15 protein-coding genes are annotated in these 19,491 nt (G+C 67.6%); 9 read left to right on the forward strand and 6 right to left on the reverse strand.

Annotation, left to right across the window (positions count from 1 at the left end; translation table 11 throughout):
• Positions 1-17: 17 nt before the first annotated feature.
• Positions 18-935 (reverse strand): glutamine-hydrolyzing GMP synthase, encoded by a 918-nt coding sequence (guaA, locus tag AB2U09_RS16205; RefSeq protein ID WP_459193777.1) that lies wholly within the window; start codon positions 933-935, stop codon positions 18-20.
• 246 nt (positions 936-1,181) lie between these two features.
• On the opposite strand from guaA, the gene AB2U09_RS16210 reads away from it, so the two are divergent.
• Both AB2U09_RS16210 and AB2U09_RS16215 read left to right on the forward strand, forming a co-directional pair.
• The gene (locus AB2U09_RS16210; protein WP_459193778.1) at positions 1,182-2,501 is read left to right on the forward strand and encodes a PQQ-binding-like beta-propeller repeat protein; all 1,320 of its coding nucleotides are present in this window, start codon (positions 1,182-1,184) and stop codon (positions 2,499-2,501) included.
• Positions 2,502-2,622: 121 nt separating this feature from the next.
• Positions 2,623-4,047 carry an outer membrane protein assembly factor BamB family protein gene (locus AB2U09_RS16215; protein WP_459193779.1) on the forward strand — a complete coding sequence of 475 codons (1,425 nt, stop codon included), beginning with the start codon at positions 2,623-2,625 and terminating at the stop codon, positions 4,045-4,047.
• A 22-nt stretch (positions 4,048-4,069) separates the two neighbouring features.
• Here AB2U09_RS16215 and pyrG read toward each other — a convergent pair whose 3' ends face one another.
• Entirely contained in the window at positions 4,070-5,728 is a 1,659-nt protein-coding gene (gene pyrG / locus AB2U09_RS16220; RefSeq protein WP_459193780.1) for a CTP synthase, read from the reverse strand.
• Between the two features lie 207 nt (positions 5,729-5,935).
• On the opposite strand from pyrG, the gene AB2U09_RS16225 reads away from it, so the two are divergent.
• Complete coding sequence (locus AB2U09_RS16225) at positions 5,936-6,982, forward strand: hypothetical protein (protein WP_459193781.1); 1,047 nt, start codon at positions 5,936-5,938, stop codon at positions 6,980-6,982.
• 27 nt (positions 6,983-7,009) lie between these two features.
• Here AB2U09_RS16225 and AB2U09_RS16230 read toward each other — a convergent pair whose 3' ends face one another.
• The gene (locus AB2U09_RS16230; protein ID WP_459193782.1) at positions 7,010-7,621 is read right to left on the reverse strand and encodes a dienelactone hydrolase family protein; all 612 of its coding nucleotides are present in this window, start codon (positions 7,619-7,621) and stop codon (positions 7,010-7,012) included.
• A gap of 116 nt (positions 7,622-7,737) precedes the next feature.
• Here AB2U09_RS16230 and AB2U09_RS16235 point away from each other — a divergent pair, with 116 nt between their 5' ends.
• Positions 7,738-8,328, forward strand: coding sequence for a hypothetical protein (locus AB2U09_RS16235; RefSeq protein ID WP_459193783.1), 591 nt, complete (start codon positions 7,738-7,740; stop codon positions 8,326-8,328).
• 101 nt (positions 8,329-8,429) lie between these two features.
• On the opposite strand, the gene AB2U09_RS16240 is transcribed toward AB2U09_RS16235, so the two are convergent.
• Positions 8,430-11,231 (reverse strand): sensor histidine kinase, encoded by a 2,802-nt coding sequence (locus tag AB2U09_RS16240; RefSeq protein WP_459193784.1) that lies wholly within the window; start codon positions 11,229-11,231, stop codon positions 8,430-8,432.
• 248 nt (positions 11,232-11,479) lie between these two features.
• Here AB2U09_RS16240 and AB2U09_RS16245 point away from each other — a divergent pair, with 248 nt between their 5' ends.
• The 5 genes from AB2U09_RS16245 to AB2U09_RS16265 all read left to right on the forward strand — a co-directional run bounded on the left by AB2U09_RS16245 (position 11,480) and on the right by AB2U09_RS16265 (position 17,361).
• On the forward strand, positions 11,480-12,385 hold the full coding sequence (locus AB2U09_RS16245) for a PspA/IM30 family protein (RefSeq protein WP_459193785.1): 906 nt from the start codon (positions 11,480-11,482) through the stop codon (positions 12,383-12,385).
• Positions 12,386-12,543: 158 nt separating this feature from the next.
• Positions 12,544-13,455 carry a hypothetical protein gene (locus tag AB2U09_RS16250; RefSeq protein WP_459193786.1) on the forward strand — a complete coding sequence of 304 codons (912 nt, stop codon included), beginning with the start codon at positions 12,544-12,546 and terminating at the stop codon, positions 13,453-13,455.
• A gap of 77 nt (positions 13,456-13,532) precedes the next feature.
• Positions 13,533-15,392, forward strand: a complete 1,860-nt coding sequence (locus tag AB2U09_RS16255; RefSeq protein ID WP_459193787.1) for a threonine--tRNA ligase — start codon at positions 13,533-13,535, stop codon at positions 15,390-15,392.
• Positions 15,393-15,482: 90 nt separating this feature from the next.
• Complete coding sequence (locus AB2U09_RS16260) at positions 15,483-15,917, forward strand: universal stress protein (protein ID WP_459193788.1); 435 nt, start codon at positions 15,483-15,485, stop codon at positions 15,915-15,917.
• Between the two features lie 100 nt (positions 15,918-16,017).
• Positions 16,018-17,361, forward strand: a complete 1,344-nt coding sequence (locus AB2U09_RS16265; protein WP_459193789.1) for an outer membrane protein assembly factor BamB family protein — start codon at positions 16,018-16,020, stop codon at positions 17,359-17,361.
• Between the two features lie 23 nt (positions 17,362-17,384).
• On the opposite strand, the gene AB2U09_RS16270 is transcribed toward AB2U09_RS16265, so the two are convergent.
• Positions 17,385-18,044: a uracil-DNA glycosylase gene (locus AB2U09_RS16270; protein WP_459193790.1), complete on the reverse strand. Its 660-nt coding sequence runs from the start codon at positions 18,042-18,044 to the stop codon at positions 17,385-17,387.
• Positions 18,045-18,075: 31 nt separating this feature from the next.
• Positions 18,076-19,302 (reverse strand): chorismate synthase, encoded by a 1,227-nt coding sequence (gene aroC / locus AB2U09_RS16275; protein ID WP_459193791.1) that lies wholly within the window; start codon positions 19,300-19,302, stop codon positions 18,076-18,078.
• Positions 19,303-19,491: the final 189 nt, after the last annotated feature.

A 19,491-nucleotide genomic window follows, 5' to 3' on the forward strand; every position in this document is an offset into this window, starting at 1 on the left:
TCTGGCTCGAGGCGTCGCTACTCGTACTCGATGGTCGCCGGCGGCTTGTGGGTCACGTCGTAGAGGACCCGGGAGACGTTCTCGTTCTCGCCGGTGATGCGGCTCTGGATGCGCTGGAGCGTGTCCCAGTCGACCTCTTGGGCGCGGGCGGTCATGCCGTCGCGGCTCTCCACGGAGCGGACGGCGACGACCCAGCCGTGGACGCGGTTGTCGCCTTTCACGCCCGTGGCCTTGCCGAGCACGGCGGCGAGCGCCTGCCACGGCTCGTGCTCCTCGAGTTCCTCCTCGACGACGTGGTTGGCCTCGCGGGCGACCTCCAGTTTCTCCTCGGTCACCTCGCCGATGATGCGGACCGCGAGGCCGGGGCCGGGGAACGGCATCCGCTCGGAGATGATCTCCTCGAGGTCGAGTTCGCGGGCGACCTCGCGGACCTCGTCCTTGTAGAGGTCGCGCATCGGCTCGACGATGCCGTCGAAGTCGATGCGCTCGGGGAGGCCGCCGACGTTGTGGTGGGACTTGATGGTGCCCTCGCTCTCGATGCGGTCGGGGTAGATGGTCCCCTGCACGAGGTAGTCGGCCTCGACCTCGCGGGCGACCTCCTCGAACTCGCGGATGAACTGCTCGCCGATGATGTGGCGTTTCTCCTCGGGGTCGGTGACGCCGGAGAGCGCCTCGACGAAGCGATCCTGGGCCTCGACGATCCGCAGCGACTCCATGTAGTCGAAGGTCTCGCGGATCTGGTCGGTCTCGCCCTTGCGCATGAGACCAGTGTCTACGTAGACGGGAGTCAGCTGGTCGCCGATGGCCTCGTAGGCCAAGGCGGCCGCCGTCGAGGAGTCGACGCCGCCCGAGAGGCCGATGACGGCGTGCGCGTCGCCGACCGCGTCGGCGATCTCCTCGACCTTCTCGTCGATAAAGGAGTCGACGTCGACCATCAGGCGACACCCCGTTCGTGGTCCAGTGCCGGAGAGGGAGAAGCTGACTTTCGTTCGGTTCGCATATCCGCTCTCGAACTGGCACGGCTAAAACGGTTGTGAACTCGGCGTTCGCCGGCGGCCGTGAGTCCCCACCCGCAGTGGTGACCACTTCCGGACCGCCGCGGTGTCGTGTCCGCGAGACCGCAGGCCCACAGCCAACCAAAACAGTTAGTAAATGTGATTGTATATGCACCGAACAGTTAAATGTCCGATCGAAAACCGGTGACGAGACGCGAGTGGATCGCTGGCTGCTCGACGGCGCTCGGCGCTTCCATCGCGGGATGTCTGGGGGGCGGAGACGGTGACGGCCAGTCGGGGGAAAGCGGAGACGGTACCGGGACGAAATCGGGGGGCGATAGCGGCGAAACCGGGGCGGACGACGGGGGCGGAGACGACGGGGGCGGAGACGACGAGGAGGTGACGCCGACGCCGGAGTTCGACGCGGTCGCGACTGCCGGCGGATCCTGGCCCATGTACGGGCAGAACCCACAGAACAGCGCCGCGACGACGGACTACTCCGGCCCCGACGCGGACTGCACGAAGGCGTGGATACGGGATCTACCCGACTCGGGGGGTCCCATTCTCGCCGACGGCCGGCTGTACATTCGCAAAGGCAACGGCAAATTCATCGAAGCGATCGACCCGAAAAACGGTGAGACGCTGTGGGAGACCGAGTTGAAGTACGAGCAGTTCAGCCCGCTCGTGTTCTACGACGGGCTCGTCTACACCTACGACGGCCCGTTAGTGGGTCTCGACCCCGAAACCGCCGAGAAGGTGTTCGAGATCGAGACCGTCTACGGGGAGTTGCTCCCACAGGACGGGGTGATGTACATCGTCACCGGCGACGGGACCCTGGCTGCGATCGACCTCGAGAGCGAGGAAGAACGCTGGCGGACTGAAAACGTGGAGGATACCAACTGGGGGAGTGCGGTCTCTGCGGACGGGACGCTCGTCGTTCCGGGGAAGAACGCGGTCAGGGCGTTCGAGACGGAGACCGGAGAGACGGTCTGGACGAAATCGTTCGACGAACGCATACCGCGGTACGTTTCGATCGCCGACGGGGTCGCGTACTTCACTCACGAGGAAGGCGGGGAAGTCGTCGCCGCCGAGGCACTCCGAGTGGCGGACGGCGAATCGGTGTGGACGCGCGAGGACGAGGGGTTGGCTGGCCCGCTCACGCTCGGGCACGGAAACGTGTACGCCGGTCGCCTCGAGGAGCCGGGAGTTCTCGCGCTCGACGCGGAGAGCGGCGACGAGCTATCGGAGTGGTCGACGGAGGTCGACGCGATCACCACCTACGTCACCGACCTCATGCCGCGGGTTCAACTGGCGGGAGACACGCTGTACGCGTGGAGGGGCGTGTCGTTCGCGGATTCAGAGCTACACTGCATCGACGCCCACAGCGGGGAAACCCAGTGGAAGTCCAGGCAGTACCACTCGGAACCACCGCTGATCGGCGACGGGTCCGTCTTCTTCGGCGAGATGTACGAGGGCCGCCGGCTGATGGCACTGACGCCCCCCTGAGTCGGGACGCTTCGACGATTCACCGCTCGTACGTCGATACCCAGCTACCGACCGTCGATCGCTCCGTCCGCCCGACGGTCACGCCCGAATCGTTTCGTCGTACGTCCCTGCCGCACAGGAAATGACAGTGCTTATTGTCTACCCGTTGACCTACCACATGTCTATGGGAGACGAACGGCAATACACGCGCCGGCATGCGATTGTGCTGGCCGCTGGGGTCGCTGGAACGTCGCTCTCGGGCTGCCTGGGCGGGGGATCCGCCGACGGGACGCCGACCGGGGGAGTCGACGATGCGGCTGGGGAAGGGAGTGAGCAGTCCGGAAACGACGACGAACAGCCCGAGAACGACGAACAATCAGGAGAACAGACGGAACGCAACACGGAGCTTTCGCAGGGGGAACTGAACCGGCACACCGAGGTGGCTGTCGGAGGATCGTGGCCGATGGACGCCTACGACACGGCGAACACCTATTCGAATCCGAACGGCAGGGGTCCCGGCGAATCCGTCCAGCTGGGATGGGAGCGCGGATTTCTGGAGGTGACGCGGCCGGTCGTCGCGGACGGACGCGTCTTCGTCGGGACAAAGCGCCAGGACGACTCCGGCGCGGACCGCTGGGACTGCAAGGCCTTCGACGCGGCCACGGGCGAGGAGGAGTGGGTAACGAAGATGCACGACGAGGCCTTCCCGTTCCCCTCGTACCACGACGGGAGCGTCTACTATTTCGACGATAACGGTCTCAAAGCGCTCGACCCGGCGACGGGCGACGAACAGTGGCACGTCGGGTCGAACTACGGGGATCTCCTCCACACAGACGGGACCCTCTACGTCGTCTCCGGGCGGTACGCGATCGGCGACACGTACCTGACGGCGATCGACACCGAGAGTCACGAGGTCCGCTGGGAGCAGACCTCCGAGGAGGTAGCGCTCACGGAGAGCGCGGGGCTGGCCGACGACGGCACCATCGTCGCGGCCGACGTCAAGGCCCTGCGAGCGTTCGACAGCGAGACGGGGGAGGAGCGCTGGAAGCGGACCTTCGACGAGGAGGACGCTCCGGTCGACGTGTCGGTCGCCGGCGACGTCGCGCTGTTCACGCACAACTTCGAGTCGGGGACGACCGCTATCGAGGCCGTTCACGTCGGGTCCGAGGAGCATCTCTGGACCTACAGCGACGACGCGATCGTCACCGGGATGGCGGTCACAGGGGACCGGGTCTACGTCGGACGGGACGCCGAACCCGGCGTCGCGGCGATCGACCTGGAGACCGGCGAGCGGATCGACGACTGGGCGCCGGACGTCGGCGCCGCTGCGACGTACGTGCAACCGGGGAACGCTCGTCCGCGCGTCGCCGGCGAGACGGTGTATCTGTGGACCAGGGCGTCCGAGATGGGGACGGACGGGACGCTGCACGCCATCGACGCGGGATCGGGCGCCGTCCGCTGGAGTCGCGACGGCGAACTCGGGTTCCCGCCGGCGGTCGTCGAGGAGTCGCTGTTCTATCGCGAGACCATGGCGGGCGACCGACTGATCGCGCTGACGACGGCGTGAAAAATCGAAGCCGATCGGCGGTTTACTGATTCGCCGCGAGTTCCTCGTCGCCCGATTCGGCCTGCAGGTCGAGCGCGGCACCGAGCAGGCCCACGAACGGCGGGCTGGCGCGGCCGGGCCGCGAGCGGAACTCGGGATGGAACTGCGTCCCGACGAAGTAGGGGTGCTCGGGGAGTTCGAGGATCTCCATCCGGCGACCGGACTTCCCGGAGAAGCGCAGGCCCGCGGCTTCCAGATCGTCGATGTACTGGGGGTTGACCTCGTAGCGGTGGCGGTGGCGCTCGGTACAGGTGTCGGCGCCGTAGATCTCGTGGGCGACGGTACCCTCCTCGATCTCGGTGACGTGTGCGCCGAGGCGCATCGTCCCGCCCATGTCGTCGACGCCCTCCTGCTCGGGCAGGATGTCGATGACCGGGTGGGGCGTGTCCTCGTCGAGTTCCGCGGAGTGGGCGCCCTCGAGTCCGAGGACGTTACGGGCGTACTCGACGACCGCGAGCTGGAAGCCGAGACAGAGGCCGAGGTAGGGGACGCCGTTCTCGCGGGCGTAGCGGATGGCTTCCATCTTGCCTTCGGTGCCGCGCGAGCCGAACCCGCCGGGGACGACGACGGCGTCGGCGTCGGCCAGTTCGCCGTCGTGGCCGTCGGCGAGCTTCTCGGCGTGGATCCACTCGGTGTCGACGTTGACGTTGTGGGCGAGGCCGGCGTGTTTCAGCGACTCGTAGATGGAGAGATAGGCGTCTTCGAGCCCGTACTTCCCGACGAGCGCGACGTCGATCGAGCCGGTCTGCTCCTGGGTGACGAGGTTGCGCCACTCGTTGTGGCGCTCGCTCTCGGGGAGCGCGCTGTCGGCCAGATCGAGGCGCTCCATGACGTACTCGTCGAGGCCCTCGTCCTCGACGACGAGCGGGACCTGGTAGATGTCCTCGACGTCGGGGTTCGAGAAGACGGCGTCCGTGGGGACGTCACAGAAGAGGGCGATCTTCTCCTTGGTCTCCGGGTCGAGCGGGTCGTCGGCGCGGCCGACCAGAATGTCGGGCTGGAGCCCGATCGACCGCAGTTCCTTGACGCTGTGCTGGGTCGGTTTGGTCTTCTGCTCGCCGTTTTTCGAGTAGGGGACGAGCGTGACGTGGACGAAGAGGATGTCGTCCTCGTCCTCCTCGTGGGCGAACTGCCGGAGGGCTTCGAGGTACGGCATGCCCTCGATGTCACCGACGGTCCCGCCGACCTCGATGAGGCACACGTCGCTGCCCTCGGCGACCTCGCGGATGCGCCGCTTGATGCCGTTGGTGACGTGCGGGATGACCTGGACGGTCTTCCCGAGGTAGTCGCCCGACCGCTCCTTCTCGATGACGGACTGGTAGACCTTCCCCGTGGTCACGTTGTGCTTCGAGGTCATGTCGATGTCGAGGAACCGCTCGTAGTTCCCCAGGTCGAGGTCGACCTCGCCGCCGTCCTTGAGGACGTACACCTCCCCGTGCTGGAAGGGGTTCATCGTGCCCGCGTCGACGTTGAGGTACGGGTCCACCTTGACTGCCGTCACGTCGAACCCGGCATTCGAGAGCAGGCGCCCGGTACTCGCGGCGGTGATGCCCTTGCCCAGACCGGACATCACGCCCCCAGTGACGAAAACGAACTTGTTCCCCAGAGTTTCGTCGTACTCTGTCTCTGGCTCCGTCGGCATACTGACCGTCGGCGGTGACCGCCCAAAACCGTTTCGGGACCCGTTCGTTCTCCATCGTTCGTCCAACAGGACCCGGTTCCCGACACCCGCGTCGCGTTCGCATCGACCCGGTGGGGCGACATCGTCTACTTAAGTGTTTCCCAGAGTTTCCGGGGGCCTGACTCCCTGTCGATTTTTAGGTAGCGTGGGGGAGTACAGAGAGTTGTCATGAGAACGAACGTGGGAACCCGGTGGACGGGTGACGGATCCGCCGACCCGGACGAACGAACGACCGACAGCGGGAGACGGAGTCGACGCGGGTTCCTCGGCGCGGTGGCGACGGTGGCCTTCGGCGCGAGCGCTGGCTGTGTCACCGTCGAGTCGGCGTCGGCCACCGTGACGGAGGAGTTCGACGCGGCGGGGCCGCTGAGCGTCGAGAACGACTACGGGGACCTGTCGGTCAGGACCGGCGACGTCGACGCCGTCGTCGCCGAACTGACCAAACGCGACGGCTTCGGGAACGAGGACGCACTCTCGAAAGTGTCCCTGCGGCGCGACCGCTCGGGGGACGGACTCTCCCTCTCGGTCGCCAGGGAGACGGGCGACGGACTCGTCCACGCGACGACCGCGGACCTGTCGGTGACCGTCCCGGACTCCGTCGAGGTCTCGTCGGTCGCCGCCGACTACGAGTCGCTGACCGTCGAGGGCGTCAGCGGCGACCTCGACGCGACCGTCGACGACGGCGACGGCGAGATCACCGACCTCGACGGGGACCTGACGCTGATGGTGGACGACGGCGAGGCGACCGTCAGCGGCGTCGCCGGGGACGTCGACGTCACGGTCGACGACGGGGACGTCGAGATCGACGACGCCGAGGGGACGGTCTCGGCCGGAGCCGACGACGGGGACGTGACGGTCACGGAGGCCGGTGTCGGTCGGATCCAGACCGACGACGGGGGCGTGACCGTCAGGGGGGCCACCGACGTCGACCGGATCCGGACCGACGACGGCGACGTCGAAGCCGAGATACGGGGACTCGACTCCGACGGGGCCGTGGTCGTCGACGACGCCGAGGTGGAACTGCGTCTGGCGTCGTCGGTCGAGTGCAGGGTGCTCGCAGTCACCGACGGCGGGGAGATATCGACCGAGGGCCTGCCCGGCGACGTCAGCGTCGACGCGGACGAGGAGCGCGTCGAGGCCGACATGGGCGGGGCCGATCACCGTCTCAGGGTCGAATCCGACTTCGGCGACATCACGCTGTCCGGCCTCGACTGACCCGCGACCCCGAGTTCGAGGCGCCGGTCAGTCGAGCGCGTCGGCGAGGAACGGGGCGACGGCGTCGGCGACCGCATCGGCCTGCCCGACGAAGTGATGGTCGGCGGCGAGTTCGGTCACTGCGAACCCGCAACCCTCCGCTCGTTCGACGACCGGCCGCCACTCGACGGTGTCGTCACGCTCGCCGTAGACGACCTGCCCGGGACAGGTGATCGCCTCGATCGCGGCGACGGCGTCGATGTCTTCGTCTATCTGGGGAGCGGGGGCGAGCGCGGAGGCGGCAGCGAGATCAGACTCGTCGGCTGCGGCGACGAGCGCGAGACAGCCGCCGAAGCTGTAGCCGAACAGCCCGACCGCGTCGTAGCGCTCGCGCGCCCAGTCCACGCACTGGTGCGTGTCCCGCAACTCGCCGGCACCCTCGTCCCACGGCCCGTAATCGAACCGGAGACAGGCGATCCCGCGCTCGGTCAGCGCGTCGGCGACCGCCGTGAGGCGCTGGTCCGACCGCGAGCCGCCGAATTGCGGATGTGGCGGGCAGGCGACGACGCAAGCCGGGGGATCTTCCCTGCTTTCCCCGTCCGGTGTATCGAGCGTGCCCCGAACGTCGCGGGCACCGGGGAGGACCACCGGTTCGCTCATAGCTGTACAGAGGCGAGTCAGTCCCTCAAAACTGTCGTCGGATCTGGGGGAGGGGACAGAATCGGAACCGCTCAGTACAGAGAAAGTATTTACCAAACGACTCTGTCGTTGAATTAATGAATCGGAGACAGTTCTGTCTCGGACTAACTGCTGTTCTCACAGCTACTTCGGGCTGTTCGAACAGCGGTTCTGATCCGACACCGAAACCAGGTGCCGACTCCGAGACGAACTCCGGCGTGACGAAGACGTCGCAAAACAGAGAGACCGACACCTCACGAGGAACTGTAACTGATTCCGGACCGGGGTCGTTCCTACCAGATTCGACGGGCGAGTGGGATTATCGCGGCATCCGCGAAAACCACGGTGCCTGGTCACCATTGGGAGCTGACGACGGTATCATCGGTCAGTATCAGGGGCCCGATGGGATATCCTACGAGTTCGTGGTAATGGATACCCAACAGCCCTACACCGAAGGAACTGCGCGGAGTTTAGCCTGTGCGGGGTGGCAGGTCGCGATAGCGATCGATGGACACGCTATCGCGGCGAGTACCGGCACGGAACAGCGGACGTTCACTCCGGAAGCGCCTCCAACCATCACCCGATCGGCAGTTCCCGAGACGGGCGACCGCGTCCGAAAATTACTGGTCCTCTCTCCTCGTCTCGAAGAAGAAGATATCGACGACCACAGAATACGCTGTGAATGGTAGGATGCCGCTCAATTCGCAGACGTACTTAGCAGAGATCCCCGCGAGTAGTCCGCTGCAATCAGTGTCCGATTCTGCGAGCGGATCCGACGCGAGAGATCGCGTCAGTCGCCGTTGTCGACTCGCGGTGCTGTTTCGACGCCGGTGATTTCGAAGCGCGCGCCGCCGGCGTCGCTCTCAGTGGCCGCGACAGTCCAGCCGTGGGCCTCTGCGATCCGTTCGACGATGGCGAGGCCGAAGCCCGTGTTCTCCGGCGAGGTCGAGAAGCCGGACTCGAACACGTGGTCGCGAACGTCCTCCGAGATACCGGGGCCGTCGTCGGCGACGTAGAACCCGTCGTCGAGGTCACCGACCGTGATAGTCACGTCGCCGCCGCCGTGTTCCAGCGCGTTCCGGAACAGGTTCTCAAGCAGTTGCGGGAAGCGGTCGCCGTCGGCGACGATGGTTCGGTCGGTCGTGACGACCAGTTCGCCGTCGCCGAACTCGACGTTCCGCCAGCTGTCCCTCGCGGATCGCCCCAGATCCACGGGCTCGGGCTCGGCGATGGTCTCGCCCTGTCTCGACAGCGCCAGCAGATCCTCGATCAGGTTCTCCATCCGCTGGACCGAGCGGTGACACCGCTCGAAGTGCTCGGGAGCGCCCGTCTCCTCGGCCATCTCCAGTGCGCCGTTCAGGACGGTCAGCGGGTTCCGGAGGTCGTGGGAGACGACGCTGGTGAACTCCTCGAGGCGCTCGTTTTTCCGCTCGAGTTCGTCGCGCTGGCGCCTGAGTTCGGACTCGTGGTCGGCGCGCTCGAACGCCGCGTTGGCCGCGGTCGCGAGGATTCGGCCGAGGAACAGATCCGTCTCGTCGAAGGTCGCTGGCTCGGTCGACCCGGCCGACAGCGTCCCGAACTCGCCGAGCGGGAAGACCAGCAGACTCTGTAGCGGCGTGTCGGCGTCGTCGCCCACGTACCGGCTCACGTCGTCGAAGGTCTGCGGTTCGCCGGTCTCGAACGCGTCCCGGACGAACTGTTCGCTCTCCTGTGGGAGCGTGGGGCCATCGTCGAACACCTCGGCGACGCTGTCGCTGGACGCGACTGGGTCGAGTCGCTCCTCGTCAGGATCGTACGAACGGACCATCACGAGCGGGAATCCGAGGATGTCCTCGGCTTCCGCGACGACGAGGTCCGCGATCTCCCGCCGGCTCTCGGCCTGCATGAGATCGAGGGTCACGTCCTGCAGGTGTTCGAGGCGCTGTTCGCGTTCACGGCGGCGGCGGGCCTGTTCGACGCGGTCGAGGGCCGTCGTGAGCGTCGTCGAGAGGATTTCCACGAGCGTCTCGTCGGTCTCGGTGATCGCGCCCGGTTCGTCGGAGGAGACGATGAACACGCCGTGGTCGTCCATCGGGTAGAGGATGACGCTCCGGGCCGGCGTGCCCTCGGTCAGTCCGCCGTACTCCGGGACGTCGTCGATGCGGAGCGGCTCACCGCGTTCGAAGACGTCCCAGACGAGCGCGGCGCGGGTCCCCTCGGGAGCGTCCCGGGGGTACGTGGGGATGTCGTCGAACACGTCGCGGACCGAGTCGACGATGGCGGCCGGCCGGAGGGACTCACCAGCGTCGTCGATCAGGTGGACGGAGCTCAGTCGAGCGTCGATGACCTCGTCGGCGGCGTCGGTCGCGATCCGAGCGGTCTCGGTCTTCGTCCGCGTGTGCATGAGGGCGCGCGTCCGCTCCTGGAGTCGGTTGAGCTTCCGCTCGCGCGCTTTCTGGGCCGTGACGTCCCGGTACACCCAGAGGTGGCCGTCGCCGTCCGCGAGTTCGATCGGGCGGTAACTCCGGGAGAGGGTCCGTCCGTCCCGGAGCGAGAGCGCCTCGTCGCGAACTCGCTCGCGCTCGGCTACCAGTTCGTCGACCCGGTCGAGGAACCCGTTCGGGTCGGCGAACGAGTCGGCCATCGTCTCGGCCAGCCGCTCGCAGTCCGACCCGCTGACGTCCTCGGGCGCCCCGGGCAGCTCGAACAGGTCGAACAGCTGGGCGTTCGCCGTGAGGACGTTCCGTGACTCGTCTTCCGCCAGAACGCCGACGGGGAGCGTGTCGAACAGCGTCGACAGCAGCGCGTTCGTCCGTTCGAGTTCACGTTCGCGCTCCCGGCGCTCGGTTACGTCGACGGAGATCCCGAGCACGGACTCCGACTCGGCGTCGGCGAACTCGTAGGGGAGCAACTGCGGTTCGAAGACCCGGGCCTCACCCGACGCATCGGTCAGTTCGACCTCGTGAAGTCGCTCCGGGGATTCGGACTCGATGACCCTCGAGACGGCCGCGCGGAGCCCGGCAGCGATCTCGTCGTCGAGGAACTCATCGACCGCGGACCCTTCGAGCCCCGCGACGGTCGTCCCGTGGAAGGCCGCAAGCGATTCGTTGGCGAGGTGGCAGGTTCCGTTCTCGTCGACGACGTAGAGATGTTCCGGCAGTGAGTCGACGATCTCGCGGAGACGGTTCTCGCTCCGCTCGGCCTGCCGGCGCGTCCGATAGTGTTCGACGGCGTTTGCGACGCGGTTGGCGAGGACGGCGTACTGGTCGGTCCCGCCCTCCTTCTGGAGGTAGTCGGTCACGCCCGCGGAGATGGCGTCGCTGGCCACCGCTTCCGACCCTTTCCCGGTGAACAGGACGAAGGGGAGGTCCGGGTACTGCTCGCGCACCGCCTCGAGGAACTCGATCCCGTTGCGGCCCGGCATGTCGTAGTCCGAGACCACGCAGTCGAAGACCCCGGACGCGAGGCAGTCCATCCCTTCGTCCGCGTCGCCGACCGTGTCCACGACGAACCGTTCGTCCTCCCGTTCGAGAAACGTCGCCGTCAGCTCCGCGATGTCCGGGTCGTCGTCGACGTGGAGGACCCTGATATCGTCGGTGGCCGCAGGACTCATTGATCCAGTTGTCTCTGAGGCCCGCAATAACGGTTTGGGCGCGAATCTCGGTCGTGAAATCGGCAGTCCGGGGTCGCCCAGCGCTCGCGTCACGGTCGGGTACCGGCGATCGGCGATTCCGCTTCGCCGGTCGGGCCGGCGGGAGGGGATCGGTGCCGGTGAGACGGGGCAGGCGGGCCGGCGTTCGTGCGTCGGAGCGGCAAATTCGGGCTGAAAAACAATTAAAGGCTCGGGCACAAAGCGGGGGTATGGGAATACTCTCGCGCGCCTCCTACGTCGTCCGCTCGAAGATCAACGCTGTCCTGAACCGGGCAGAAGACCCCTCCGAGACGCTCGATTACTCCTACGAGCAACTTCGCGACCAGCTCCAGGACGTCAAGCAGGGCATCGCCGACCTGACGACCCAGAAAAAGCGCCTCGAGATCCAGAAGCGCCGGCTCGAGGAGAACGTCGAGAAGCACAACGAGCAGGCACGCGAGGCGGTCCGGCAGGACCGCGACGACCTCGCCCGGAAGGCCCTCGAGAAGAAAAAGCAGAAGATGAACCAGATCGAGGACCTGGAGGGCCAGATCGCCGAGCTCCAGGGCCAGCAGGACAAGCTCGTCGAGCAGAAGAACAAGCTCGAGAGCCGCATCGAGGAGTTCCGCACCAAAAAGGAGACGATGAAGGCCCGCTACGAGGCCGCCGAGGCCAGCGCCAAGGTCTCCGAGGCGATGACCGGCGCGGGCGACGAGTTCGAGGACGTCGGTCGCGCCATCGAGCGCGCCGAGGAGCGCACCGAGGACATGGAAGCCCGCTCGCAGGCCATGGACGAACTGCAGGAGACCGGCGCGTTCGACGACGTCCTCTCGGACAAGGACTCGATCGACCGCGAACTCGAACAGCTCAGCACCGACAGCTCCGTCGACGCCGAACTGGACACGCTGAAAGGCGAGATGGGCAAGGGAACGACGGAGACCGAGAACGAGAGCGTCGACGCCGGCGGTGGGTCCGACTCCGGGAGCGCAGACGTCGGAACTGAGGACGTCGAGGTCGACGCCGCGGACGTGGAGGCGCCGGACGTCGACGCCAACGGCGAGGGCGCCGAGGACGTGTCGGTCGACGACTCCGAGGTCGAGGCGGAACTGGAAGAACTGAAAGAGGACGAGCAGTAGTCACAGACCGCGGCGGCGCCTCGCCGCCAGCGTCCCTGTGGTCGGTCCCTGCGTAATCTTTTTTACCGGTATATCCGACGAGGCGGTATGTTCGGAGCGTCGGCGACCGCACACGGGGTGGCGCCGGGTGACAGCGGGGACTCGGCGAGGGGAGACCGATGACGTTTCCACGTCGAAATCTCCTGCGACTCGGCGGGCTCGGGCTCGCGCTCGGTATCGGTGGGTGCGTGTACAACGGGCCGTTCTCGTCCGCGGATCTGTCGCTGTCGATCCGGGAACCGTTCGACGCGGCAGCGCCCGTTACCGTCCCCCTCGCCGTTTCCGCCCGGGTCCAGAGCGTAGATACGAAGGTAGCGGCGTTGCACGGCGTCGAGGTCGTCGCACTCGACGAAGACCGCTCGGTGATGGCTTCGCAGACGCTCGGCGACCTCGCGTGGCGCGACGCGCCGGAGTCCCAGCGATCCAGCGAGGAGCACGAGGTCGGATTCGGCTCGACGGCGACCGCCTACGAGGCCGAGTGGTCGCCGGAGCTAACGCTCTCGACGTCCGCCGTCCCGACGGCACTCACCTTCGCACTGACCGGCGTCTCGCTCGGGCGAGACGACACCGGCGGTGGAACGGCCGGCAGCAATACCCCGGCGTCGCTGGTCGCTCCCGCGGCAGCGAGCCAACCGCCGCCGCCGCTTGAAGTCCGGGCGCGCCGGCTCCGCAGAGACGGGTCGCTCTCAGCGACCGTCGGTTCAGAGGCGTACGCCCGCCGGGAGATCGAACCTCGGGTGAGAACCCTCGACGGCGAACCGCTCGTCCCGGAGCCGCCGGCGACGGACACCGAGCGACGGAACCGGACGGATACGAACCGGCCCGGGCGCGGCGCCACGCCGAACCGAACCGTCAGCTCGTCGACTCGGGGTCGAACCGGGACGGAGGATCCCGTGACCGACACGTCGACTGAGGGCGTCGCCGGCCGTTCACCGGCCGAGACGGAAGAGACGGGAGAGATATCCGGAACGGCCGAATCGGAACCGGCTGGTACGTCGGTTGACGAGGGAAATTCGATCCGAACTGAGTGACGATCGCGGACCGACTGGTACCCGACTCGAAGGAGTTACGGCAGCACACTTTTGCTCGCGGGCCGACACGTTCGAGTATGCGACTCCTGTTCATCCACTCGGACCACCTGGAGTTCGAGGCCCGCGAGGAGGCCGGCCCCGACGACCTCGCGGAGACGGAGGGCGTCCCGATGGAGGGACGCATGGAGGAGTGCGTGACCGCTTTCATCAGCGTCGAGTCCGACGACGAGACCGACCTCGACGGCGTCGTCGCGAACGCGACAGCGGAGCTCCAGGACGTGACAGGACAACTCAACACCAACCGAGTGGTGCTGTACCCCTACGCCCACCTGAGCGAGGACCTGGCGAACCCCGACGCCGCCAAACAGGTGATGCGCGGGCTGGAGTCCGAACTCGAAGCCGACGGCTACGAGGTGCTCCGGGCGCCGTTCGGCTGGTACAAGTCCTTCGAGGTGTCCTGCAAGGGCCACCCGCTCTCGGAGCTCTCCCGCCACGTCTCCGCCCACCGCGACGAGGGGACGGGCGAGGGGGACGAGGCCGGCGAGCCAGACCGTGAACCGAGCGAGTGGCAGGTGATGTGGCCCGACGGATCGACGGAAGACGCGGTCGCCGCGAAGGACGAGGTGAGCGCGGATATGCGGGCGTTCATCGAGGACGAAGTCGAGGACGTGACCGCCTCGCCGGGCGAGGAGCCGCCCCACGTCGAACTCATGCAGGAGAAGTCGCTCGTCGGCTACGACGACCTCTCTGACGTGGGGAACCTGCGGTGGTACCCCCGCGGGAAGCTCGTCCGCGACTCGCTGATGGAGTACGTCAACGATCTCGTCGTCGACTACGGCGGGATGCCCGTCGAGACGCCGATCATGTACGATCTGGGCGCCCGCCCCATCGACGAGCACGCGGGGAAGTTCGGCGAGCGCCAGTACCGCTTCGAGTCCGGCGACCGCCGGATGATGCTGCGCTTCGCGGCCTGCTTCGGTCAGTTCTCGATCATGCGGGACATGCACATCGCAGCGAGCGACCTGCCGCTGCGGATCTACGAGATGTCGACGTACTCGTTCCGCCGCGAGCAGAAGGGCGAGGTCACGGGCCTGAAACGGCTGCGCTCGTTCACGATGCCGGACATGCACACCGCGACCGCTGACACGGAGGGCGCTCGCGAGGAACTGATGCGGCAGGCGAAACTCGCCCTGCAGACCAGCGACGACCTCGGGCTGGAGTACCAGCCCGCGCTACGCGTGACCCGCGAGTTCTACGAGGGCAACGAGGCGTGGGTGGCCGAGGTGGTCGCCGAACTCGACAAGCCCGCGCTCGTGGAGATCATCCCCGAGCGCCACCACTACTGGTCGGCGAAGATCGACTTCGCGGCCATCGACGGCCTCGGCCGCCCCATCGAGAACCCGACGGTCCAGATCGACGTCGAGAGCGCCGAGCGGTTCGACATCACCTACACCGACGCCGAGGGGAGCCACCACCCGCCGATCCTCCACTACTCGCCGTCGGGCGGGATCGAGCGCGTGGTGGCGGCGCTGCTGGAGGAGACGGCGACGATGGACACGCCGCGGTTCCCGACGTGGCTCTCGCCGACGCAGGTCCGCTTCATCCCCGTCGGCGAGGAACACACCGACTACTGCGACGACCTCGTCGACGGCCTCGTCGCGGCAGACGTGCGGGCCGACGTGGACGAGCGTTCGGAGACCGTCGGCAAGCGCATCGCCCGCGCCGAGACCGACTGGGTGCCCTACTACGCCGTCGTCGGCGACCGCGAGGTCGACAGCGGGACGCTCGACGTGAACGTCCGCGCGACCGACGAGGAGATCGAGATGACGCCGGAAGAACTCCGCGAGCGCGTCCGCGAGGAGACCGAGGGCCTCCCGCGGAAGCGGCGGTACCTCCCGAAACACGTCAGCGACCACCCGAGTTTCACTGGTCGCTAGCGCCGGCGACCGACGGGCCGAAGCTGCCGGGGTCTCGTCGGTCGGGAACCGCCACCCACCACTATTTACCCGGCCGTCTAACTCCCGGCCATGTACGACGATATCCTGTTGCCGACGGACGGGAGCAAGGGGACGAGCGAGACGGTGGATCACGCCATCTCGATCGCCCGGGACAACGACGCGACGGTACACGTGCTGTACGTCGTCGATAGCCGACGCTACCGCGCGGCCGAATCGGACACGAAAGACGAGATCGTCAAATCCCTCGAAGTCGAGGGCGAGCGCGCCGTCGAGGACCTGCGGCTCGACCTCGAAGACGCGGGGCTGGTCACCGAGACCGAGATGCGCGACGGCATCCCCCACCGCGAAATCGTCGACTACGTCGACGAGACCGGGATCGACCTCGTGGTGATGGGCACGCACGGGCGGACGGGCCGCGACCGCGTCGAGAACCTCGGGAGCGTCACCGACCGCGTCGTCGAGGACGTCCACACGCCCGTCCTCGTCGTCGACATCGGGGACTGAGTCTCCGGCGGGTCGAAGGCGCTTCTCGCGGCAGCTCCCGGAGTGAGTATCGTCCTGTCCGGCCAGAAGGTACTTACCGCGACTGCCGGAACGCCGACGTATGTCCCCGCACCGAACCCGACGCGCTCTGCTCGCTACGCTCGCCGGCCTCGGCCTGGCGGGCTGTGCCGCCGACGAGGGAACCGACACGCCGACGGACCGCTCGGCGGGCGACGACAGCACTCCAGCGGACACACCGTCCCGGACCGAGCCATCTCCCACGCGGTCGCCGACGGACCCGAGCACTGGATCGCCGACGGACACGACCACCGCCTCGCCGACGGCCGTGGCTCGCGAACCGGCCACTCCCGAAGCCGTCTCCTCGTCGTGGCCGATTCCCGGGGCCGATCAGGGGCAGACGAACTACGCTACCGGGGCCGCTGGACCGACGGAACCGATCGGCGAACTCTGGTCGGTCGAAGCCGGCGACGAGTTCAGTGCGCCGGTGGTCGCCGACGAGACGGTGTTCGTCGGGGGTAGCCAGGGGGCCGTCCACGCGTTCGACGCGCGGACCGGCGAGCGGCGCTGGGAGCAGTCCGTCGGGATCACGGCCGGACGCCCCAGCGTCCGCGACGGCCGAGTGTACGTCGAGGGAGACGAGGCGGTCGTCGCGCTCGACGCCGCGGACGGGACGGAACTGTGGCGGGTCGAGACCGGCGACGTCGTCGGATTTCTCGCCGCCTCCCACGGCCTCTACGTCTCCGAGCGAGCCGACGACGCGCTGGTGCGGCGGTCGCTGGCCGACGGGAGCGAACGCTGGCGGACCTCCGTCGACGGCTCCGCTCCCGTGGGCCGGCTGATCGCCAGCGACGAGTCGGTCTTCTTCAGGCACCCGCGAGGTTCCGGTCCGTGGTCGGTCGCCGTCGCGGACGGCGAGACGACACTTCCGGGCGACGAGACCGACGCCCCGGATGCCGAGCGACAGCCGACGCCGCTCCCGCACGACTCGCCGCTGCCGCTGTGCTACCGGGACGGACGTCTCTACGGCACGGTCAACATCTTCGGGCAGGTCGTCGCCTTCGAGACCCCAGTCCCGCCGTTCGAGACGGCATGGGACGACCGATTCCCGCCCGAAGGAAGTGGGTTCAAGCCGACCGTCGGCCCCGACTCGTTGTACGTCGTGACCGGGGACGGCGACGGACCGGTCCTGCGCGCGCTGTCGGCGAGCGATGGCTCCGAGCGCTGGACGCACTCGCTCGACGCGCGGGCTGGCTGGCCGGTCGTCGCCGCGGAGACGGTTCTCGTCCGGACCGAGGAGACGCTGTTCTGTCTCGATCCGACCGACGGGAGCGAACTGTGGACTCGTTCGGCCGACGGAATCGGCACGACACCCGTCGTCGCCGACGACCTCCTCTTCACGAGCGCGGACGGGCGGCTCCGGGCGTTCCGATCGGTCGAAGAATAGGCGCGAAAGTGGTTTTTGGCCGATTATTCGCCGTTGTCAGGGCCGCGTCCGGTCTCCAGGCTCCCCTGCCGGCCCTTCGTCTGGCGGTAGTCGGTGCCGAGCAGGTCCGCGAAGTGCTCGACGAACGCCTCGGTCTGCTCGGGCGTCTGGTCGACGGGATCGAGCATCGGCACGAGTTCGAACCCGCGGCCGCGCATCGTCGTCGCGTGCAGCTCGACGACGTCGAGGTCGTCCTCGCTCTTGGTTGTGTACTGGAAGGCCAGCGCCTCGATGGCCCGCTGGCCGACCGGGACGATGATCTCCGGGTTGATCATCCGCAGTTCGCTGGAGCGGTAGGCCTCGCAGTTGCGGACCTCGTCGTCGGTCGCCGGGCGGTCGGGGTGGCGACACCGCGTCACGTAGGTCAGGTAGACGTCGTCGGGCACCGGTTCTTCGGCGCCGGGGTCGCCTTCGACGAGGCCGACGCGGTCGAGGACGTCCCAGACGAGCGACTGGTCGCCGGCGAAGGGGACGCCCGTCTCGTCGGCGGCAGCGCTGGGCTGGTCGCCGATGACGACGAAGTCCGCGCCGACGTCGCCATATCCGTGGACGACCCGCTCGCGCGTCTCGACCAGTTCCGGGCAGTTCGTGCATTCTTCGTCCATCCCGAACGGGTTGGACAGCTCGTCTTGGCGTGCGTCCATCAGTTTGAGTCCCCTATGGGCTGCACGTCCATCAGTCCTCGTCGACCGTCTCGGTCATGGTGTCCGCGTCGTCGGGGTCGTTCTGCGGACTCTCGGGGTGGTAGGCAGTATCGTACTCGCCGGGGCGGCCGTCGAGGCGGTCGGGGTTGATCCGGCCCCCGAGGAGCATGAAGTCGAGGATCGTGATCCGCAGCATCGCTTCGAGGACGGGGACGGCTCGCGGCGGCAGGCTCGGGTCGTGACGGCCGACGACCTTGGCTTCCTTCTTCTCGCCGGTCTCCCAGTCGACCGTAGTCTGGGTCTTCGGGATGGAGACGGGCGCGTGGAAGCTCACCTCGCCGTAGATCGGTTCGCCGGTCGTGATGCCGCCCTGCAGGCCGCCGTGGTCGTTGCCGACGGGGACGGGATCGCCCTCCTCGCTGACCACGTCGTCGCGACTGCCGTCGTCGAACTCCCAGTCTTCGTTGCGCTCGATACCGCGGGTCTCGCGTGCCTCGCGGCCCTGTCCGTACTCGACGGCGGTCGTCGCCGGGACGGAGAACATCGCCTGTCCGAGGCGGGCGGGGAACGAGTCGAAGCGAGGCGCGCCGAGGCCCCGCGGGACGCCGCGGCACTCGAAGTAGACGGAGCCGCCGATGGAGTCGCCTTCCTGCTGGTAGCGGTCGATGGCGTCGCGCATCTCCTCGGCCGTCTCGGGGTCGGCACAGCGGACCTCGTTTTCCTCGGTGTGTTCGAGCATGTCCTCCCACGTCACGTCCTCGGCAGTGATATCGCCGATCTGGTTGACGTGGGCCTTGACCTGTACGTCGTAGTCAGACTGGTCGAGGACCTGCTTGGCGACGGCGCCGGCGGCGACCCAGTTCACGGTCTCGCGGGCCGACGAGCGGCCGCCGCCGCCCCAGTTGCGCGTGCCGAACTTCGCGGAGTAGGTGTAGTCGCCGTGGGAGGGCCGCGGTGCGGTGATGAACGGCTCGTACTTGCCCGAGCGGGCGTCCTTGTTCTGGATGACCATGCCGATTGGCGTTCCAGTCGTGTAGCCCTCCAGCGTGCCGGACTTGATGGAGACCTCGTCGGGCTCCCCGCGGGAGGTGGTGATCATCGACTGGCCGGGCTTGCGGCGGTCGAGTTCCTCCTGGATCACGTCCTCGGAGATCTCGACTCCCGCCGGGCACCCGGACACTGTACAGCCCATCGCCTCCCCGTGGCTCTCGCCGAACGTCGTGAACCGGAAGAGGCGCCCGAACTCGTTGCCGTTCATTACCACGGGGTCGGTCGGCCGGGCTTATAGTTCTGAAGATGTGGGCGGATGTGGCCGCACCGCGGCGGATCCGCGCGGTGGAGTCGTTCCGGTCGTCCGTCGCCGGTGCCGATCGGCCGGTTTCGACGGAGGTACCGGCCGGTCTCGGCGGCGGTATCGGCCGGCTTCGGCAGCGATCCCGCCCGGCGG

It is taken from the genome of Halosimplex yunnanense (assembly GCF_054504345.1).